Origin of the sequence: Streptomyces sp. NBC_01294 (assembly GCF_035917235.1) — a bacterium.
GTDB classification, from domain to species: domain Bacteria; phylum Actinomycetota; class Actinomycetes; order Streptomycetales; family Streptomycetaceae; genus Streptomyces; species Streptomyces caledonius.
The window spans coordinates 2,408,116-2,423,853 of record NZ_CP108423.1 but is presented as its reverse complement, the minus strand read 5'-3'; the positions used below and the strand labels follow the sequence as shown (position 1 = coordinate 2,423,853).

The window sequence follows — 15,738 nt, the reverse complement described above, 5'->3', positions numbered from 1 at the left end:
GTGATGCTCTAACCCATCGACTCAAGAGGTGGTGGATCGGCGTGCGGCTGACCCCTACGGAGCGCGACCGGCTGCTGCTCCGCAGCGCTGCGGAACTGGCCAGGGCCCGGCGGGCCCGCGGCCTGAAGCTCAACGTCCCGGAGGCCACCGCGCTGATCGCGGACACGGTCTGCGAGGCCGCGCGCGACGGCAAGCGGCTCGCGGAGGCGATCGAGGAGGCCCGCAGCGTGCTGGGCCCCGGCGACGTCCTGCCGGGCGTGGCCGACGTGGTCACCGAGGTGCACGTGGAGGCCGTCTTCGACGACGGTTCCCGCCTCGCGGTGGTCTCGTCCCCCATCCAGGGCGCGGCGCCGCTCGGCGACGACGCCCCGGGCGCGGTCGTCCCCGGCCCCGGCGTCCCCCAGCCGGAGCCGGTCCTCACCCTGCACGTGCGCAACACCGCCGCCGTGCCGGTGAGCGTGACCTCCCACTTCCACTTCTTCGAGGCCAACCCGCGGCTCGACTTCGACCGCGCCGCCGCCTACGGGATGCGGCTGTGCGTGCCCGCGGGCTCGTCCGTACGGTTCGACCCGCACGGCGAGGGCGAGGTCGGCCTCGTCCCCATCGGCGGCGACCGCATCGCGATCGGCTTCGCGGGGCTGGTCGACGGCCCGCTCGATGCCCCCGGAGCCAAGGAGGAGGCCCTGCGCCGCGCCGCGGCCTGCGGCTACCTGGGCGTCCCCGATGCCCCGGAAGCCCCTGGAGCCCCTGGAGCCCCTAGAGCCCCTGGAGCCCCTGGAGCCCCTGGAGCCCAGGGTTCCCCGACCGCGGCCGGCCAGGCCGAGTCCACCGACCGCCCGGAGGGGACGACGGCATGAGCAGGCAGACACCGCACACCGACCACAGCGCGCACTGCGCACCGGGCAGCCGGCACATCGACCCGCACGAGTACGCCTCCGTCTTCGGCCCGCGCGCCGGGGACCGGGTGCGTCTCGGTGACTCCGGGCTGACGGTGCGGGTGGAGTACGACGCGCAGAAGCCCGGTGACGAGTTCCTGGCCGGTTTCGGCAAGACCGCCCGGGACGGCCTGCACCTGAAGGCCGCCGCCGTCCGCGAGACCTGCGACGTCGTCATCAGCAACGTCCTGGTCATCGACGCGGTCCTGGGCATCCGCAAGGTGTCGATCGGTATCCGCGAGGGCCGTATCCATGCGATCGGGCGGGCCGGCAACCCGGACACCCTCGACGGCGTCGACGTCGTCGTCGGCACGGGTACCTCGATCGTCTCCGGCGAGGGCCTGATCGCCACCGCCGGCGCCGTCGACACCCACGTGCACCTGCTCTCCCCGCGCATCATGGAGGCCTCGCTCGCCGCGGGCGTCACCACGGTCATCGGCCAGGAGTTCGGCCCGGTGTGGGGCGTCGGCGTCAACTCCCCGTGGGCGCTGAAGCACGCCTTCAACGCCTTCGACGCGTGGCCGGTGAACATCGGTTTCCTGGCCCGGGGTTCCTCTTCGGACGCCGCTCCGCTGGTGGAGGCCCTGGCCGAGGGCGGTGCCTGCGGTTTCAAGGTCCACGAGGACATGGGCGCTCACGCCCGCGCCCTGGACACCGCCCTGCGGGTGGCCGAGGAGTACGACGTACAGGTCGCGCTGCACAGTGACGGCCTCAACGAGTGTCTCTCCGTCGAGGACACCCTGCGGGTCCTGGACGGCCGCACGATCCATGCCTTCCACATCGAGGGCTGCGGCGGCGGGCACGTGCCGAACGTGCTGAAGATGGCGGGCGTGCCGAACGTCATCGGCTCCTCCACCAACCCGACCCTGCCCTTCGGCCGGGACGCGGTGGCCGAGCACTACGGCATGATCGTCTCCGTTCACGACCTCAAGCCCGACCTCCCGGGCGACGCGGCCATGGCCCGCGACCGGATCCGGGCCGGCACCATGGGCGCCGAGGACGTGCTGCACGACCTCGGGGTGATCGGCATCACCTCCTCCGACGCCCAGGGCATGGGCCGGGCCGGCGAGACGATCCGCCGCACCTTCGCCATGGCCGCCAAGATGAAGGGCGAGCTGGGCCCCCTGGCCGGCGACGGCGAGGGCGACGACAACGCCCGGGTCCTGCGCTACATGGCCAAGCTGACCATCAACCCCGCCATCGCCCACGGCCTGGCCCACGAGATCGGCTCCATCGAGACCGGCAAACTCGCCGACATCGTCCTGTGGCGCCCCCAGTTCTTCGGCGCCAAACCGCAGCTCGTCCTCAAATCCGGCTTCCCCGCCTATGGCGTCACCGGCGACCCCAACGCCGCCACCGACACCTGCGAACCCCTCGTCCTTGGACCGCAGTTCGGCTCGTACGGAGCCACCGCCGCCGACATCTCCGTCGCCTTCGTCTCGGCCGCCGCGGCCGCCCTGGGCAGCGACGAGATGCCGACCCGGCGCCGTCGGGTCGCCGTCCGCGGCACCCGCGGGATCGGCCCCAAGGACCTGCTCCTCAACTCCCGGGTGGGCGCGGTCGACGTGGACGCGCGCAGCGGACTCGTCTCCCTCGACGGGGAACCGCTGCGCTCCGAAGCCGCCGAATCGGTCTCCCTGAACCGCCTGTACTTCCTGTAACCGGCACAGCCTTTAAGGACCTCCTGCCATGACTGCCACACAGCCCGCCAAGCCGGTCGACGCCGGCTTCCGGATGCCCGCCGAGTGGACGCCCCACGAGCGCACCTGGATGGCCTGGCCCAGCCCCAATCCGACCTTCACCAACGCGCAGGAGCTCGCCGAGGCCCGCGAGGCCTGGGGCGCCGTCGCCCGCGCGGTGCGTGCGTACGAGCCGGTGACCCTCGTGGTCTCGCCCGGCGACGCTGACAGCGCCCGCGGACACGTCGGCGACGACGTACAGCTCGTCGAGCAGGAGCTCGACGACGCCTGGATGCGCGACATCGGCCCGACCTTCGTCACCAACGACGCCGGCGAGCTCGCGGCCGTCGACTGGACCTTCAACGGCTGGGGCGCCCAGGAGTGGGCCCGCTGGGACCACGACTCGAAGATCGCCCGGCACGTCTCGGACGTGGCCGGCACCCGTACGTACAGCACCGAGCTCGTCAACGAGGGCGGCGCCATCCACGTCGACGGCGAGGGCACCGTGCTCCTCACCGACACCGTGCAGCTGGGCGAGGGCCGCAACCCCGGCTGGACCCGCCAGCAGGTCGAGGCCGAGATCCACGCCCACCTCGGCACCACCAAGGCGATCTGGCTGCCGTACGGCCTGGCCGGCGACTACGGCACCTACGGCACCCAGGGTCACGTCGACATCGTCGCCGCCTTCGCCCGCCCCGGCGTCGTCATGGTGCACACCCAGCCCGACCCGGCCCACCCGGACCACGAGCGCTGCAAGACGATCGCGGCCATCCTGCGCGCGTCCACGGACGCCCGGGGCCGGCAGCTGGAGGTCGTGGAGATCCCGGCGCCGACCGTGCTGGAGGAGGACGGGGAGTGGGTGGACTACTCCTACATCAACCACTACCTGTGCAACGGCGGCGTGGTGCTGTGCTCCTTCGACGACCCGCGCGACGAGGAGGCCGCAGAGATCTTCCGCGGACTGTTCCCCGAGCGGACCGTGACACTCGTTGACGCACGTACGATTTTCGCCGGGGGTGGCGGTATCCACTGCATCACCCAGCAGCAGCCGAAGGTCTGATCCGCAGACGGCCGGCAGCCGACCGACAAGGAGTGGGGCCATGGTGGCGGGTGGAGTACCGGTGCGCGCGGCGCGGAAGAACGCGCCCCCGCGCGAGGACGTACTCGTCGCCGCCATGGCCACGATCGCCGAGCGCGGCCTGGAAGGCCTGACCATGGCCGGTCTGGGCCGCGAGGTCGGCATGAGCAGCGGCCACCTCCTCTACTACTTCCGCAGCAAGGACGAGCTCCTGCTGCAGACCCTGGAGTGGAGCGAGGCCGAGCTGGGCAGCGCGCGGCGGGCGCTGCTCTCCCGTCGCGGCCCGGTGTGCGAGCGCCTGCAGGCGTACGTCGACCTGTACGTGCCCACGCAGGCCCGCGACCCGCACTGGACGCTGTGGCTGGAGGTCTGGAACCGGTCCCAGAACGCCGGCCCCCAGGAGCGCGACCGGCAGGCGGCCATCGAGGGCGCCTGGCACCGCGACCTGGTGGCCCTGCTCGCCGAGGGCATCTCGCGCGGGGAGTTCCGCCCGGTCGACGCCGAGCGCATGGCGACCCGCATCCGGGCCCTGCTCGACGGCTTCAGCATCCAGCTGGCGGTGGGCCTGCCGACGATGGACCGCGAGGCCATCCTCGACCACGTCCGCGAGTTCCTCACCGACGCGCTCACCCCTCGGGGTTAACCGCGCGGGCACGCTGCCCGCATGCTGAGATCCCTGTCCATCCGCGGCGAGCGGTGTGGCACACTGCCAGCGTGCCTGCTCAGCTCATGATTATCGCCAGCAGCGCGCCGGTCCCCAGTGGCCGCTGAACCGTGGAAGAACTCCGCGGAAGCGGCCACCGTGCCTCGGACCCGCGCGCAGACCTCTCGCTACCCGCGAGAGGTTTTTTCGTTTCCCGGAGCATCCAGACCGGGACGGGACCGCGCGCGATGATGGGGGCAGTGACGGCGGCCTGCCCCTTTGGCGGGCATCCGGAACCACTCATCCGACAGGAGTCAGATCAGCATGACGACGACACCAGAGGCGGCAGCAGCGGTCCTCGACGACAGCTTCCACGTCTTCGACACCACCCTGCGCGACGGCGCCCAGCGTGAGGGCATCAACCTCACGGTCGCCGACAAGCTGACGATCGCCCGGCATCTGGACGACTTCGGAGTGGGCTTCATCGAGGGCGGCTGGCCGGGCGCCAACCCCCGTGACACCGAGTTCTTCGCCCGCGCCCGCGCGGAGATCGCCTTCAAGAACGCCCAGCTGGTCGCCTTCGGCGCGACCCGGCGCGCGGGCGGCTCGGCCGCCCAGGACCCGCAGGTGCGGGCCCTGCTGGAATCCGGCGCCCCGGTGATCACGCTCGTCGCCAAGTCGCACGACCGCCACGTCGAGCTCGCCTTGCGCACCACCCTGGACGAGAACCTGGAGATGGTCCGCGACACCGTCTCCCACCTGGTCGGCCAGGGCCGTCGCGTCTTCGTCGACTGCGAGCACTTCTTCGACGGCTACCGCGCCAACGCCGAGTACGCGAAGTCCGTCGTGCGCACCGCCCACGAGGCCGGCGCCGACGTCGTCATCCTCTGCGACACCAACGGCGGGATGCTGCCCGCGCAGATCACGGCGACCGTCGCGACCGTCCTCGCCGACACGGGCGCCCGCCTGGGCATCCACGCCCAGGACGACACCGGCTGCGCCGTCGCCAACACCCTCGCCGCGGTGGACGCGGGCGCCACCCACGTCCAGTGCACGGCGAACGGCTACGGCGAGCGCGTCGGCAACGCCAACCTCTTCCCCGTCGTCGCCGCCCTGGAGATCAAGTACGGGCGCAAGGTGCTCCCCGACGGCGCGCTCGCCGAGATGACCCGGATCTCGCACGCGATCGCCGAGGTCGTCAACCTCACGCCCTCCACGCACCAGCCGTACGTGGGCGTCTCCGCCTTCGCGCACAAAGCGGGCCTGCACGCCTCGGCGATCAAGGTCGACCCGGACCTCTACCAGCACATCGACCCCGAGCGGGTCGGCAACACCATGCGGATGCTGGTCTCCGACATGGCCGGCCGCGCCTCCATCGAGCTCAAGGGCAAGGAGCTCGGCGTCGAGCTGGGCGACGACCGTGCGCTGATCTCCCGGGTCGTGGAGCGGGTCAAGGAGCGGGAGCTCCAGGGCTACACGTACGAGGCGGCCGACGCCTCCTTCGAGCTGCTGCTGCGCGCCGAGGCCGAGGGCCGGGCCCGCAAGTACTTCCGGATCGAGTCGTGGCGGGCGATCGTCGAGGACCGCCCGGACGGCACCCACGCCAACGAGGCCACGGTCAAGCTGTGGGCCAAGGGCGAGCGGATCGTCGCGACGGCCGAGGGCAACGGCCCGGTCAACGCGCTGGACCGGGCGCTGCGGGTGGCGCTGGAGCGGTTCTACCCCCAGCTGGCCAAGTTCGAGCTGGTCGACTACAAGGTCCGCATCCTCGAAGGTACGCACGGCACGGCGTCCACGACCCGCGTGCTGGTCGCCACGACGGACGGCGTCCGCGAGTGGTCCACGGTCGGCGTCGCCCCGAACGTGATCGCGGCGTCCTGGCAGGCCCTGGAGGACGCGTTCACGTACGGCCTGCTGCACGCGGGCGTCGAACCGGCCGAGTAGCCCCGTCCAGGACGTGGTCCGCCCGGGCGGACCACGGATCACGTCCTGGACGCACTCGCGGGCACTCGGGGCCACTCGCGGCACTCCGGGGGACTCCGGGGCCGGCATGTGCCTTATGTGCTGCTCACACAGGAAAGTCCCAGTTCAGGTAGCGTCGTCCGTATGAGGACCAGGCTGATATCCATACGCATGGGATCGCTGATGTCCGGTCTGCTGCTGGCCCTGTCGGTGACCGCTCTCGCGGTGGCCCCACAGGCGTCGGCCGCCACCGGAGTCGCTGCCGTGGCGGAGGCCCTCAAGGAGGGCCCGGTCTACGTCGACCCCCGAGCCGAGGCACAGCTGCCCCCGGCCGAGGCGGAGGCGCTCGCACAGAAGATCAAGGACGCCGGGAAGCCGGTGTTCGTCGCGGTGCTGCCGGCCACCGCCGAGTTCCCCGAGGACAAGGTCCTCGGCGCCGTCCGCACCGAGACCGGCATCACCGGCCTCTACGCGATCCGGCTCGGCGACGGCTTCAAGGCGGGCGCCGACCGGGCGGTCATGCCGGCCAACGCCGTCCGCAACCTCACCGACGCCGCCAAGACCGGCGCACCGGTGGACGCGACCACCCAGCTCAACAATTTCGTCGACCAGGCCCTGAGCCAGGCCAGGGGCAGTGCCCCCGCCTCCTGGGGCAGCACCGGCGCTGAAGAAGGCGCCCCGGTCGGCGGGCTGATCGCACTCGGCGCGGTGGCCGTGATCGGCGGCGGCGGTGCGTACGCGCTGGTCCGCCGCAACAGGAAGAAGAAGGAAGAGACCCGGCGCGAGGCCATCGAGCGGCTCGGCGTGGTCGTCGACGAGGACATCACGGCCTTCGGCGAGGAGCTGGAGCGACTGGACTTCCACCCCGGCGAGCCCGGCGCCGACGACGCCATGCGCAAGGACTACGAGCAGGGGCTCGACTCGTACGACAAGGCCAAGCAGATCATGGGCTCGGTCCAGTACCCCGACGAGGTCAAGGGAGTGACCCAGGCCCTGGAGGACGGCCGGTACGCCCTGGCCCGCCTGGACGCGCGCCGGCAGGGGAAGCCGGTGCCCGAGCGCCGCTCGCCCTGCTTCTTCGACCCGCGCCACGGGCCGAGCAGCGAGGTCGCCACGTGGGCTCCGGCCGGCGGGACCTCCCGTACGGTGCCCGTCTGCACGGCGGACGCCGTACGCCTGCGCGACGGGCTGGACCCGGCGGTCCGCACGGTCGAGACCGAGCACGGGCCGCGGCCGTACTACGACGCCGGCCCGGCGTACGGTCCCTGGGCCGGCGGTTACTTCGGCGGCGGCATCCTGCCCGGCCTGCTGGCGGGCACGATGCTCGGTTCGATGATGTCCAGCCCGGCCTACGCCGCGGACTACGGCGGCGGCACGGGCAGCGGCTTCGAGGGCGGGGACGTCTCCGGGGCCGACTTCAACCCGTCCGACTTCGGCGGCGGCGGATTCGGCGGGGGCGGCGGCTTCGACGGAGGGGGAGGCTTCTAGCCTCCCCCCGGGTTCCGCGCGCCAAGGGGTTCTCCGCCCGGTCCGGGCGGATCTGCGGATCCGCAGGTCAGGCCTGCTTGATGGCCGAGATGTCGAAGGTCAGCTTCACCTTGTCGCTGACCATCACGCCGCCGGCCTCCAGCGCGGCGTTCCAGGTCAGGCCCCAGTCGGAGCGCAGGATCTCGGCGGAGCCCTCGAAGCCCACGCGCTCGCTGCCGTAGACGTCCGTGGCGGAACCGGTGAACTCCAGGTCGATGGAGAGCGGGCGGGTGACGTCCTTGATCGTCAGCTCGCCGGTGAGGCGGTACGCGTCGCCGCCGAGCTGACGCGCTTCCGTGGACCGGAAGGTCATCAGCGGGAAGGCGTCGGCGTCGAAGAAGTCACCGCTGCGCAGGTGGGCGTCGCGGTCGGCGATGCCGGTGGTGATCGAGGGGATCTTGACGTCGATGACGGCCGTGGAGCGGGCCGGGTCGGTGCCGTCCAGGTGCAGGGTGCCCTCGTGCTCCGCGAAGGAGCCGCGGACGTTGGTGACCATGGCGTGGCGGACGGTGAAGCCGATGCTGCTGTGGGCGGCGTCGATGGCGTAGTCGCCGGTGAGGGCGGCGAGAGCCGGGTCCACGGCCAGCGTGGCGACGGCGGCGGCGCCGTCCTGGACGTCGGCGGTACGGCTGCGGCGGTTGAACATACCCATGACTTGCTCCTCGGTGGTGTCCTGCTCGGTGGATCCGGTCTGTTGAAGCTTCAACGACTTCAACGAGAACGACGCTAGACCCATTCCGTTCAAATTTCAACATCTAGGCGGTGTGTCAGGACGTTTTGTGAAAGTCCTACAAAGGACAATGGGTCCGTCTGGTGGAGTCCTCGCATCTCCCGGCCGTTCTGTGCGGGCCGGACAGCGGAAGACTCCGGAGACTGTGCGGAATGAACGGAGGTTTTTCGTCGCGATCTTCGTAAGGTCGGTACATGACCGTTGTGGACCAGACCCCGAGCGAGCCGACGGACGCCCGCGGGCGCGTGGCCGAGCTGCACTCCCTGCGTGAGCAGGCGCGGCGCGGCCCCAGTGACCGGGCGACCGAGACCCAGCACGCGAAGGGCAAGCTGACCGCCCGTGAGCGCATCGCGCTGCTGCTCGACGAGGGTTCGTTCAAGGAGGTCGAGCAGCTGCGCCGGCACCGGGCGACCGGGTTCGGCCTGGAGGCGAAGAAGCCGTACACCGACGGTGTCATCACCGGCTGGGGCACGGTCGAGGGCCGCACGGTCTTCGTCTACGCACACGATTTCCGGATCTTCGGCGGTGCGCTGGGCGAGGCCCACGCGACGAAGATCCACAAGATCATGGACATGGCCATCGCGGCCGGTGCCCCGCTGGTCTCCCTGAACGACGGCGCCGGCGCCCGTATCCAGGAGGGCGTCTCCGCCCTCGCCGGTTACGGCGGCATCTTCCAGCGCAACACGAAGGCGTCGGGCGTCATCCCGCAGATCTCGGTCATGCTGGGCCCGTGCGCGGGCGGCGCGGCGTACTCGCCGGCCCTGACGGACTTCGTGTTCATGGTCCGCGACACCTCGCAGATGTTCATCACCGGCCCGGACGTGGTCCGCGCGGTGACCGGCGAGGAGATCACCCAGAACGGGCTCGGCGGCGCGGACGTGCACGCCGAGACCTCGGGCGTGGCGCACTTCGCGTACGACGACGAGGAGACCTGCATCTCCGAGGTTCGCTACCTCATCTCGATGCTGCCCTCGAACAACCGTGAGAACCCGCCGGTCCACGAGACGAGCGACCCCGCGGACCGCCGCAGCGAGGTCCTCCTCGACCTGGTGCCCGCCGACGGCAACCGCCCCTACGACATGCTCAAGGTCATCGAGGAGCTCGTCGACGAGGGCGACGTCCTGGAGATCCACGAGCGCTGGGCCCGCAACATCATCTGCGCCCTGGGCCGGATGAACGGACAGGTCGTCGGCATCGTCGCCAACCAGCCCGGCCACCTCGCCGGCGTCCTGGACATCCACGCCTCCGAGAAGGCCGCGCGCTTCGTCCAGCTCTGCGACGCCTTCAACATCCCGATCATCACGCTGCTGGACGTCCCCGGCTTCCTGCCGGGCGTCGACCAGGAGCACGGCGGCATCATCCGCCACGGCGCCAAGCTGCTCTACGCCTACTGCAACGCCACCGTCCCGCGGATCTCCCTGATCCTGCGCAAGGCCTACGGCGGCGCCTACATCGTCATGGACTCCCAGTCCATCGGCGCCGACATCACCTACGCCTGGCCCACCAACGAGATCGCCGTCATGGGCGCCGAAGGCGCGGCCAACGTCATCTTCCGCAAGCAGATCGCGGACGCCGAGGACCCCGAGGCCATGCGCGTCCGCATGGTCAAGGAGTACAAGGCCGAACTGATGCACCCGTACTACGCGGCCGAGCGCGGCCTCGTCGACGACGTCATCGACCCCGCCGAGACCCGCGAGGTGCTCGTCAGCGCCCTCGCGATGCTTCGCAACAAGCACGCCGATCTGCCGTCGCGCAAGCACGGCAACCCGCCGCAGTAACCGCGAAGGAGACCTGCCACCTCATGACCAACGCCACCGACACCCTGCTGCGCGTCGAAAAGGGCAACGCCGAGCCCGAGGAGCTGGCCGCGATCACCGCGATCCTGCTCGCCCGCGCCGCCGCCACCCCCGACGCGGCCACCGTCCGCACGCCCCGCCAGGCCGGCTGGCGCCGCCTGGAGCGCACCCCGGGCTTCCGCGCCCCGCACAGCTGGCAGGGCTGAGTCCCAGAGCCCCGAAGGCCCCGCACCCGTCCAGGGTGCGGGGCCTTCCGCGTACCGAGAACCGCGTACCCCGCCTTCCGTTCCGCGCACCCCGGCCTCCCGCGCACCGCGTACCGCGCGTACCGCCGTCCAGGCGAAGGCCCCGCCCCATGGCGAAGGCCCCCGCGTCGTGGGACACGGGGGCCTGTCGGGTACAGCGGTCCACTCCTACCGCAGGCGCGCCATGAGGGCGTGCTCGACGAGCGTGATGAGTGCGCTCTTGGCGTCCGCGCGGTGGCGGGCGTCGGTGGTGATGATGGGGGCGTCCGGGCCGATCTGCAGGGCCTCGCGGACTTCCTCCGGCGTGTACGCCTGGTTCCCGTCGAACCCGTTGAGGGCCACGACGAACGGCAGGCCGCTGTTCTCGAAGTAGTCGACGGCGGGGAAGCAGTCGGCGAGGCGGCGCGTGTCGACGAGTACGACGGCGCCGATGGCGCCGCGGACGAGGTCGTCCCACATGAACCAGAAGCGGTCCTGGCCCGGTGTACCGAAGAGGTACAGGATCAGGTCCTGGTCCAGGGTGATGCGGCCGAAGTCCATCGCGACGGTGGTGGTCGTCTTGTCACCGGTGTGGGTGAGGTCGTCGATCCCGGCCGAGGCGCTGGTCATGACGGCTTCGGTGCGCAGCGGGTTGATCTCGGAGACCGCGCCGACGAACGTGGTCTTGCCCACGCCGAAGCCGCCCGCCACCACGATCTTCGCGGAGGTGGTGGAGCGAGCGGGAGCCGCTCCGCCGTTAGAGCTTGCGAAGTCCACTGAGCACCCTTTCGAGCAGTGTCACATCTGGCTGGCCGCCGGCAGACTCGTCGCCGCCGGGCTGGTGAATGGCGACAAGGCCCGCTTCCGCCAGGTCGGCGACGAGGATGCGGGCGACACCAAGAGGAATGGAGAGAAGTGCCGAGATCTCCGCGACGGATTTGATCTCCTGGCACAGGCGGCAGATGCGCTGGTGCTCGGGCAACTGCCCTTGCAGGCGCGACGGATCCGCCGTGGTACTGACCAGCGCCTCGATGGCGAGCTGGTAGCGCGGCCGAGTACGGCCGCCGGTCATCGCGTACGGACGCACCAGCGGGTTGTGGGCCTTCGGAGCCGGCTGCCGTGCGGCGCGCGGAGGCGGCTGCGGAGGCATCTGGGGCTGTCCGTACGGCTGCTGGTGCTGGTAGGGGTACTGCTCCGGCACGGGCTGGCTCGGCGCGGAGGGGAAGTTGAAGCGGTTCTGGTCGTGCCCACCCTGCGGCTGCTGCGGGCCGCCATAAGGATGTCCTCCGGGTGTTGTCACGTTTCCTCCTCCGACTCCAAGTACGCAGTACTCCCTGTGGAACCGCGCCACCGCACCCTATGGTGCGATGGCGCGAAACGCACTGCCTGTCTGCTAGTTGAGAAGGCTTCCCTGCAGTTCGGCACGCAGGTCCGGGGTGAGGACACTGCCCGCGCGATCCACCAGAAGCGCCATCTCGTAGCCTACGAGGCCGATGTCGCACTCGGGGTGCGCGAGCACCGCGAGGGACGATCCGTCCGAGACGGACATGAGGAAGAGGAATCCCCGGTCCATCTCGACCACGGTCTGGTTGACGGCGCCGCCCTCGAAGATGCGGGAGGCCCCGGCGGTCAGCGAGGTCAGTCCGGAGGCCACGGCCGCCAGCTGATCGGCGCGGTCCCGCGGGAATCCGTCGGACATCGCCAGAAGAAGGCCGTCGGCGGAGACCACCACCGTGTGGGACACCCCTGGGGTGTTGTCCACGAAGTTGGTGATCAACCAGTTCAGGTTCTGTGCCGCCTGGCTCATCGGGCTCACACTAACGCTCCTGGTCATAGCTGTTACTTGACTGCTCAGAACCCGCGCTGCGTCCCTGCTGGACACCGCGCCGCAGGTTGCTCAACCTGCCGCGGACGTCCTCCGGAGCGCGGGAGACCTGGGGGCCGCCCTGCGGGGTCGTCTCCGCTGCGCCCTCGACCAGGTTGGCCTTGGGCACGCGCCGAGGGAGACCGGACGGGGTGACCCCGCCCGCCTTCGGCTCACGGAGCTTGCCGGCCTGCTGCCAGCGTTCGTCGTTGCGCGAACGCCAGGCCGCGGTGCCTTCAGTTTCCTCCGGGGCCTGCTCCTGAGCGGCGGGCTGCTGACGCGGCGAACGCTGCTCGAAGAGGGATCCGGTGGACTCCGTTTCCTGCTGTCCCGGCTGCCGCTGCTGCGGGCTGCCGCGGCGCGGCAGGCCCGCTCCGGTCATCGCGTGACCGGTGTCGGCTGCGGCACCCGGACGGTCGAAGCCTACGCGTTCCTGAGCCGGTTCGGGGACGGCCCGGGATTCCGATTCGGTCCCGTAACCCTGCTGGTAGGCAGCCGGATACGTGTTCTGCTGGGGCCACTCGGCCTGCTCTGACCGGGCTTCGTAGCCGCCGTCGTAGCTCTGAGCGGCCGGCTGCTGGTCCGGGTAGCCGTCTTCCGTATAGCCGTAGTCCTGCTGCGGGTACGCCTCGTAGCCCTGCTGCGCCTGCGGTGCCTCGTACGAGGTGTCGTAGGCCTGCCCGGACGGCTGCTCGTAGCCCTGGTACTCCTGGTACCCGTGCTCCGGCTGAGGTTCCGGATACTTCTGCGCGGACGGATCGGCGAACTGCTGCTGGTCCTGCGGGTAGCCCACCTGCGCCGCCAGGGCGGCGCGGCGGTCCTGCTGTCCCAGGGACCGGACCACCGGGTCGGCCGGGAGGCCGTCGGCGCCCTGCTGGTCGTACCGCGAGTCGTCGAAGCCGAGCTCGGCGGCGGTGCGCAGCGGGGGAGCCAGCTGGGCCTTCTGCTCCGGGATGATCTGGGAGACCGTGAAGTCGTCCTCGGGGATGCCCTCGCCACCACCACCGTGCGTGATGGCGTCGGGGAGCATGACCAGCGACGTGGTGCCGGCCGCCTCGCCCGAGGGGCGCAGCTGGACGCGGATGCTGTGGCGGTCCGCCAGCCGGCCGACCACGAACAGACCCATGCGCTGCGAGATCGCGGCGTCCACGGTCGGCGGGTTGGCCAGCTTGTGGTTGATGTCCGCGAAGTCCTCGGCGGTGAGGCCGATGCCCTTGTCGTGGATCTCGACCATCACGCGGCCGTCGGGCAGACGCGTGGCGTTGACGCGGACCTTGGTCTGCGGGGAGGAGAACGTGGTGGCGTTCTCCAGCAGCTCGGCGAGCAGGTGCACGAGGTCGGTCACGGCCTGGCCGTGGATCTCGGCGTCGGAGACACCGGAGAGCTCGATGCGCTCGTACTGCTCCACCTCGGAGGAGGCGGCGCGCAGCACGTCGACGAGGGGCACCGGCTGGTCCCAGCGGCGGCCCGGGTTCTCACCCGCGAGGATGAGGAGGTTCTCGCCGTTGCGGCGCATGCGGGTGGCCAGGTGGTCCAGGCGGAAGAGGTTCTCCAGCTGGTCCGGGTCGGCCTCGTTGTTCTCCAGGTCGGTGATGAGGGTCAGCTGGCCCTCGATCAGCGACTGGTTGCGCATGGAGAGGTTCGTGAAGATCGCGTTGACGTTCCCTCGCAGGAGCGCCTGCTCGGCGGCGAGCCGTACCGCTTCCCGGTGGACCTGGTCGAAGGCGCGGGCGACCTCGCCGATCTCGTCCTGGGAGTCGATGGGGATCGGGTGGACGCGGGTGTCGACCTTGCCCGGATCCGTGCGCGAGAGCTGGTCGACGAGCATCGGCAGGCGCTGCTCGGCGATGTCGAAGGCGGCGCTGCGCAGGCGGGCCATCGCGCGGCCCATCTGGCGGGCCATCATGCCGGCCAGGATGAAGGCGGCGAGCAGGGCCACGACCACGATGGCGCCGTTGGTGATGGCGTCGGTGCGGGCGTCGTCGGAGACCGCGACGGCGTCGTTGACGGCCTTGGCGAGGAGTTCCTTCTCGATCTCGTCGTAGCCGTCGAACTTCGCGGTGGCGGCGGCCTGCCAGAACACCGGGTTCGTCCCGCCTTCGGCGAGCTTCTTCTTGCTGTCGCCGCTGGCGATGGCGTCGGTCATGCCGAGCAGCGGGTTGTCGTCGATCGTCGGCGGCGGAACGAAGCGGGAGCCGGCCTGCTCGGCCTGGTGCTTGGCCGCGGCGAGCTTGGCCTTGCCCTCCTCGGACTTCTTGGCCATGACCACCTTGAGGCGGTTCACGTCCTCCTCGGTGCCCGCCGCGACGTACTCGCCGATGGCGATTTCCTCGAGGTAGGCGTAGGAGGAGAAGGCGACGAGCTGGGCCTTGCGGACGCCCTCGTCCGTGCTCGGGCGGACCAGCAGGTGGGTGCCGACGGAGCGCTGCAGCGAGTTCGCCGCCTTGGCCAGCTGGATCGCGTAGACCATGCGGCCGTACGAGGTCACGTTGCCGGTGCCGAGACCGAGCTCGTTGGCGAACTGCATGAGGTAGTGCTGGACCAGCACATAGCCCTCTTCGGTCGGGATGGGCCCGCGCGAGGAGGGGAGGCGCTTCTTGGCCGTCTCGAGGGCGGCCTGGTACGCGCTTTCGCGGACGTCCTTCAGCTTGGGCTCTTCGTTGCGGAAGAGGCCCAGGCGCCGTTCCAGGCCCTGGTTCTTCGGCATGTCCTGGACGGCGGTGTCGAACTTCCCCTTGGCCGCGGTGGTGACCGCGTAGGCCTCGGTGACGCGCTTGTCCTGGGTCTGGCCGTTCAGGAGCGGCTCGGCCGTCAGGTCACGCTCGTTGAGCAGTGCCTGGCTGTACTCCGAGGCGGCCTGGACGACCCTGGCTATCTTCTCGGCGTCCTTGGCCTCGTTCCAGGTGTCGACGGAGCCCTTCACCTGGAAGCCGCCCATGACCAGCCCGACGAGGGCGGGCACGAGCAGGATGGCGTTCAGACGGGTCGGCACGCGCCAGTTGCGGGGCGAGAACCTGCTGCTGCTCCCGCTGCTCGCGGGCGGGTCCACGGGCACGTCGACGGGCGACGCGGCCGCTCGCGGCGGCGGGGTGAAGTTGCCGCGCGCGGGTTCATCCGCGGGGCTTGCGTTGCTTCGCCTCACTCGACCAACAACCTCTCGGCGGTGCTACTAGCTAGTTCGTTGAATTCCAGCACGGTTAACGGCCGTGTTCCAAACAGTTGAAACCGGCCATACCCAGAGCCTTATGCCCCACATAAATCGGACATAAAGAGCGTCCTGCGGCAAAAATCGGGGGAGTT

General features: G+C 70.6%; 13 protein-coding genes. 8 read left to right on the top strand and 5 right to left on the bottom strand.

Annotation, left to right across the window (positions count from 1 at the left end; all coding sequences use genetic code 11):
* The first annotated feature begins 41 nt into the window (after window positions 1–41).
* From ureA to OG534_RS10645, 6 genes are all read left to right on the top strand, one after another.
* Window positions 42–857 (top strand): urease subunit gamma, encoded by an 816-nt coding sequence (ureA, locus tag OG534_RS10670; RefSeq protein ID WP_326587845.1) that lies wholly within the window; start codon window positions 42–44, stop codon window positions 855–857.
* Window positions 854–2,596 (top strand): urease subunit alpha, encoded by a 1,743-nt coding sequence (locus OG534_RS10665; protein WP_326587844.1) that lies wholly within the window; start codon window positions 854–856, stop codon window positions 2,594–2,596. The genes ureA and OG534_RS10665 overlap by 4 nt, the downstream gene beginning before the upstream one ends.
* 28 nt (window positions 2,597–2,624) lie before the next feature.
* Entirely contained in the window at window positions 2,625–3,674 is a 1,050-nt protein-coding gene (locus OG534_RS10660; protein ID WP_326587843.1) for an agmatine deiminase family protein, read from the top strand.
* 40 nt (window positions 3,675–3,714) lie between these two features.
* Complete coding sequence (locus tag OG534_RS10655) at window positions 3,715–4,335, top strand: TetR/AcrR family transcriptional regulator (protein WP_326587842.1); 621 nt, start codon at window positions 3,715–3,717, stop codon at window positions 4,333–4,335.
* Window positions 4,336–4,659: 324 nt separating this feature from the next.
* Entirely contained in the window at window positions 4,660–6,279 is a 1,620-nt protein-coding gene (gene cimA / locus OG534_RS10650; RefSeq protein ID WP_326587841.1) for a citramalate synthase, read from the top strand.
* A 162-nt stretch (window positions 6,280–6,441) separates the two neighbouring features.
* Window positions 6,442–7,785 (top strand): hypothetical protein, encoded by a 1,344-nt coding sequence (locus OG534_RS10645; RefSeq protein WP_326587840.1) that lies wholly within the window; start codon window positions 6,442–6,444, stop codon window positions 7,783–7,785.
* A 67-nt stretch (window positions 7,786–7,852) separates the two neighbouring features.
* On the opposite strand, the gene OG534_RS10640 is transcribed toward OG534_RS10645, so the two are convergent.
* Window positions 7,853–8,476 (bottom strand): YceI family protein, encoded by a 624-nt coding sequence (locus OG534_RS10640; protein ID WP_326587839.1) that lies wholly within the window; start codon window positions 8,474–8,476, stop codon window positions 7,853–7,855.
* A 272-nt stretch (window positions 8,477–8,748) separates the two neighbouring features.
* Here OG534_RS10640 and OG534_RS10635 point away from each other — a divergent pair, with 272 nt between their 5' ends.
* Window positions 8,749–10,332 carry an acyl-CoA carboxylase subunit beta gene (locus OG534_RS10635; RefSeq protein ID WP_326587838.1) on the top strand — a complete coding sequence of 528 codons (1,584 nt, stop codon included), beginning with the start codon at window positions 8,749–8,751 and terminating at the stop codon, window positions 10,330–10,332.
* 23 nt (window positions 10,333–10,355) lie between these two features.
* Complete coding sequence (locus tag OG534_RS10630; RefSeq protein WP_326587837.1) at window positions 10,356–10,556, top strand: acyl-CoA carboxylase subunit epsilon; 201 nt, start codon at window positions 10,356–10,358, stop codon at window positions 10,554–10,556.
* 207 nt (window positions 10,557–10,763) lie between these two features.
* On the opposite strand, the gene OG534_RS10625 is transcribed toward OG534_RS10630, so the two are convergent.
* The 4 genes from OG534_RS10625 to OG534_RS10610 form a co-directional block, all read right to left on the bottom strand.
* Window positions 10,764–11,351 (bottom strand): GTP-binding protein, encoded by a 588-nt coding sequence (locus OG534_RS10625; protein ID WP_215149809.1) that lies wholly within the window; start codon window positions 11,349–11,351, stop codon window positions 10,764–10,766.
* Complete coding sequence (locus tag OG534_RS10620; protein WP_326587836.1) at window positions 11,332–11,874, bottom strand: DUF742 domain-containing protein; 543 nt, start codon at window positions 11,872–11,874, stop codon at window positions 11,332–11,334. The genes OG534_RS10625 and OG534_RS10620 overlap by 20 nt, the downstream gene beginning before the upstream one ends.
* 93 nt (window positions 11,875–11,967) lie before the next feature.
* Entirely contained in the window at window positions 11,968–12,381 is a 414-nt protein-coding gene (locus OG534_RS10615; RefSeq protein WP_030037347.1) for a roadblock/LC7 domain-containing protein, read from the bottom strand.
* 10 nt (window positions 12,382–12,391) lie between these two features.
* On the bottom strand, window positions 12,392–15,580 hold the full coding sequence (locus OG534_RS10610) for a sensor histidine kinase (protein ID WP_326587835.1): 3,189 nt from the start codon (window positions 15,578–15,580) through the stop codon (window positions 12,392–12,394).
* Between the last annotated feature and the right edge of the window lie 158 nt (window positions 15,581–15,738).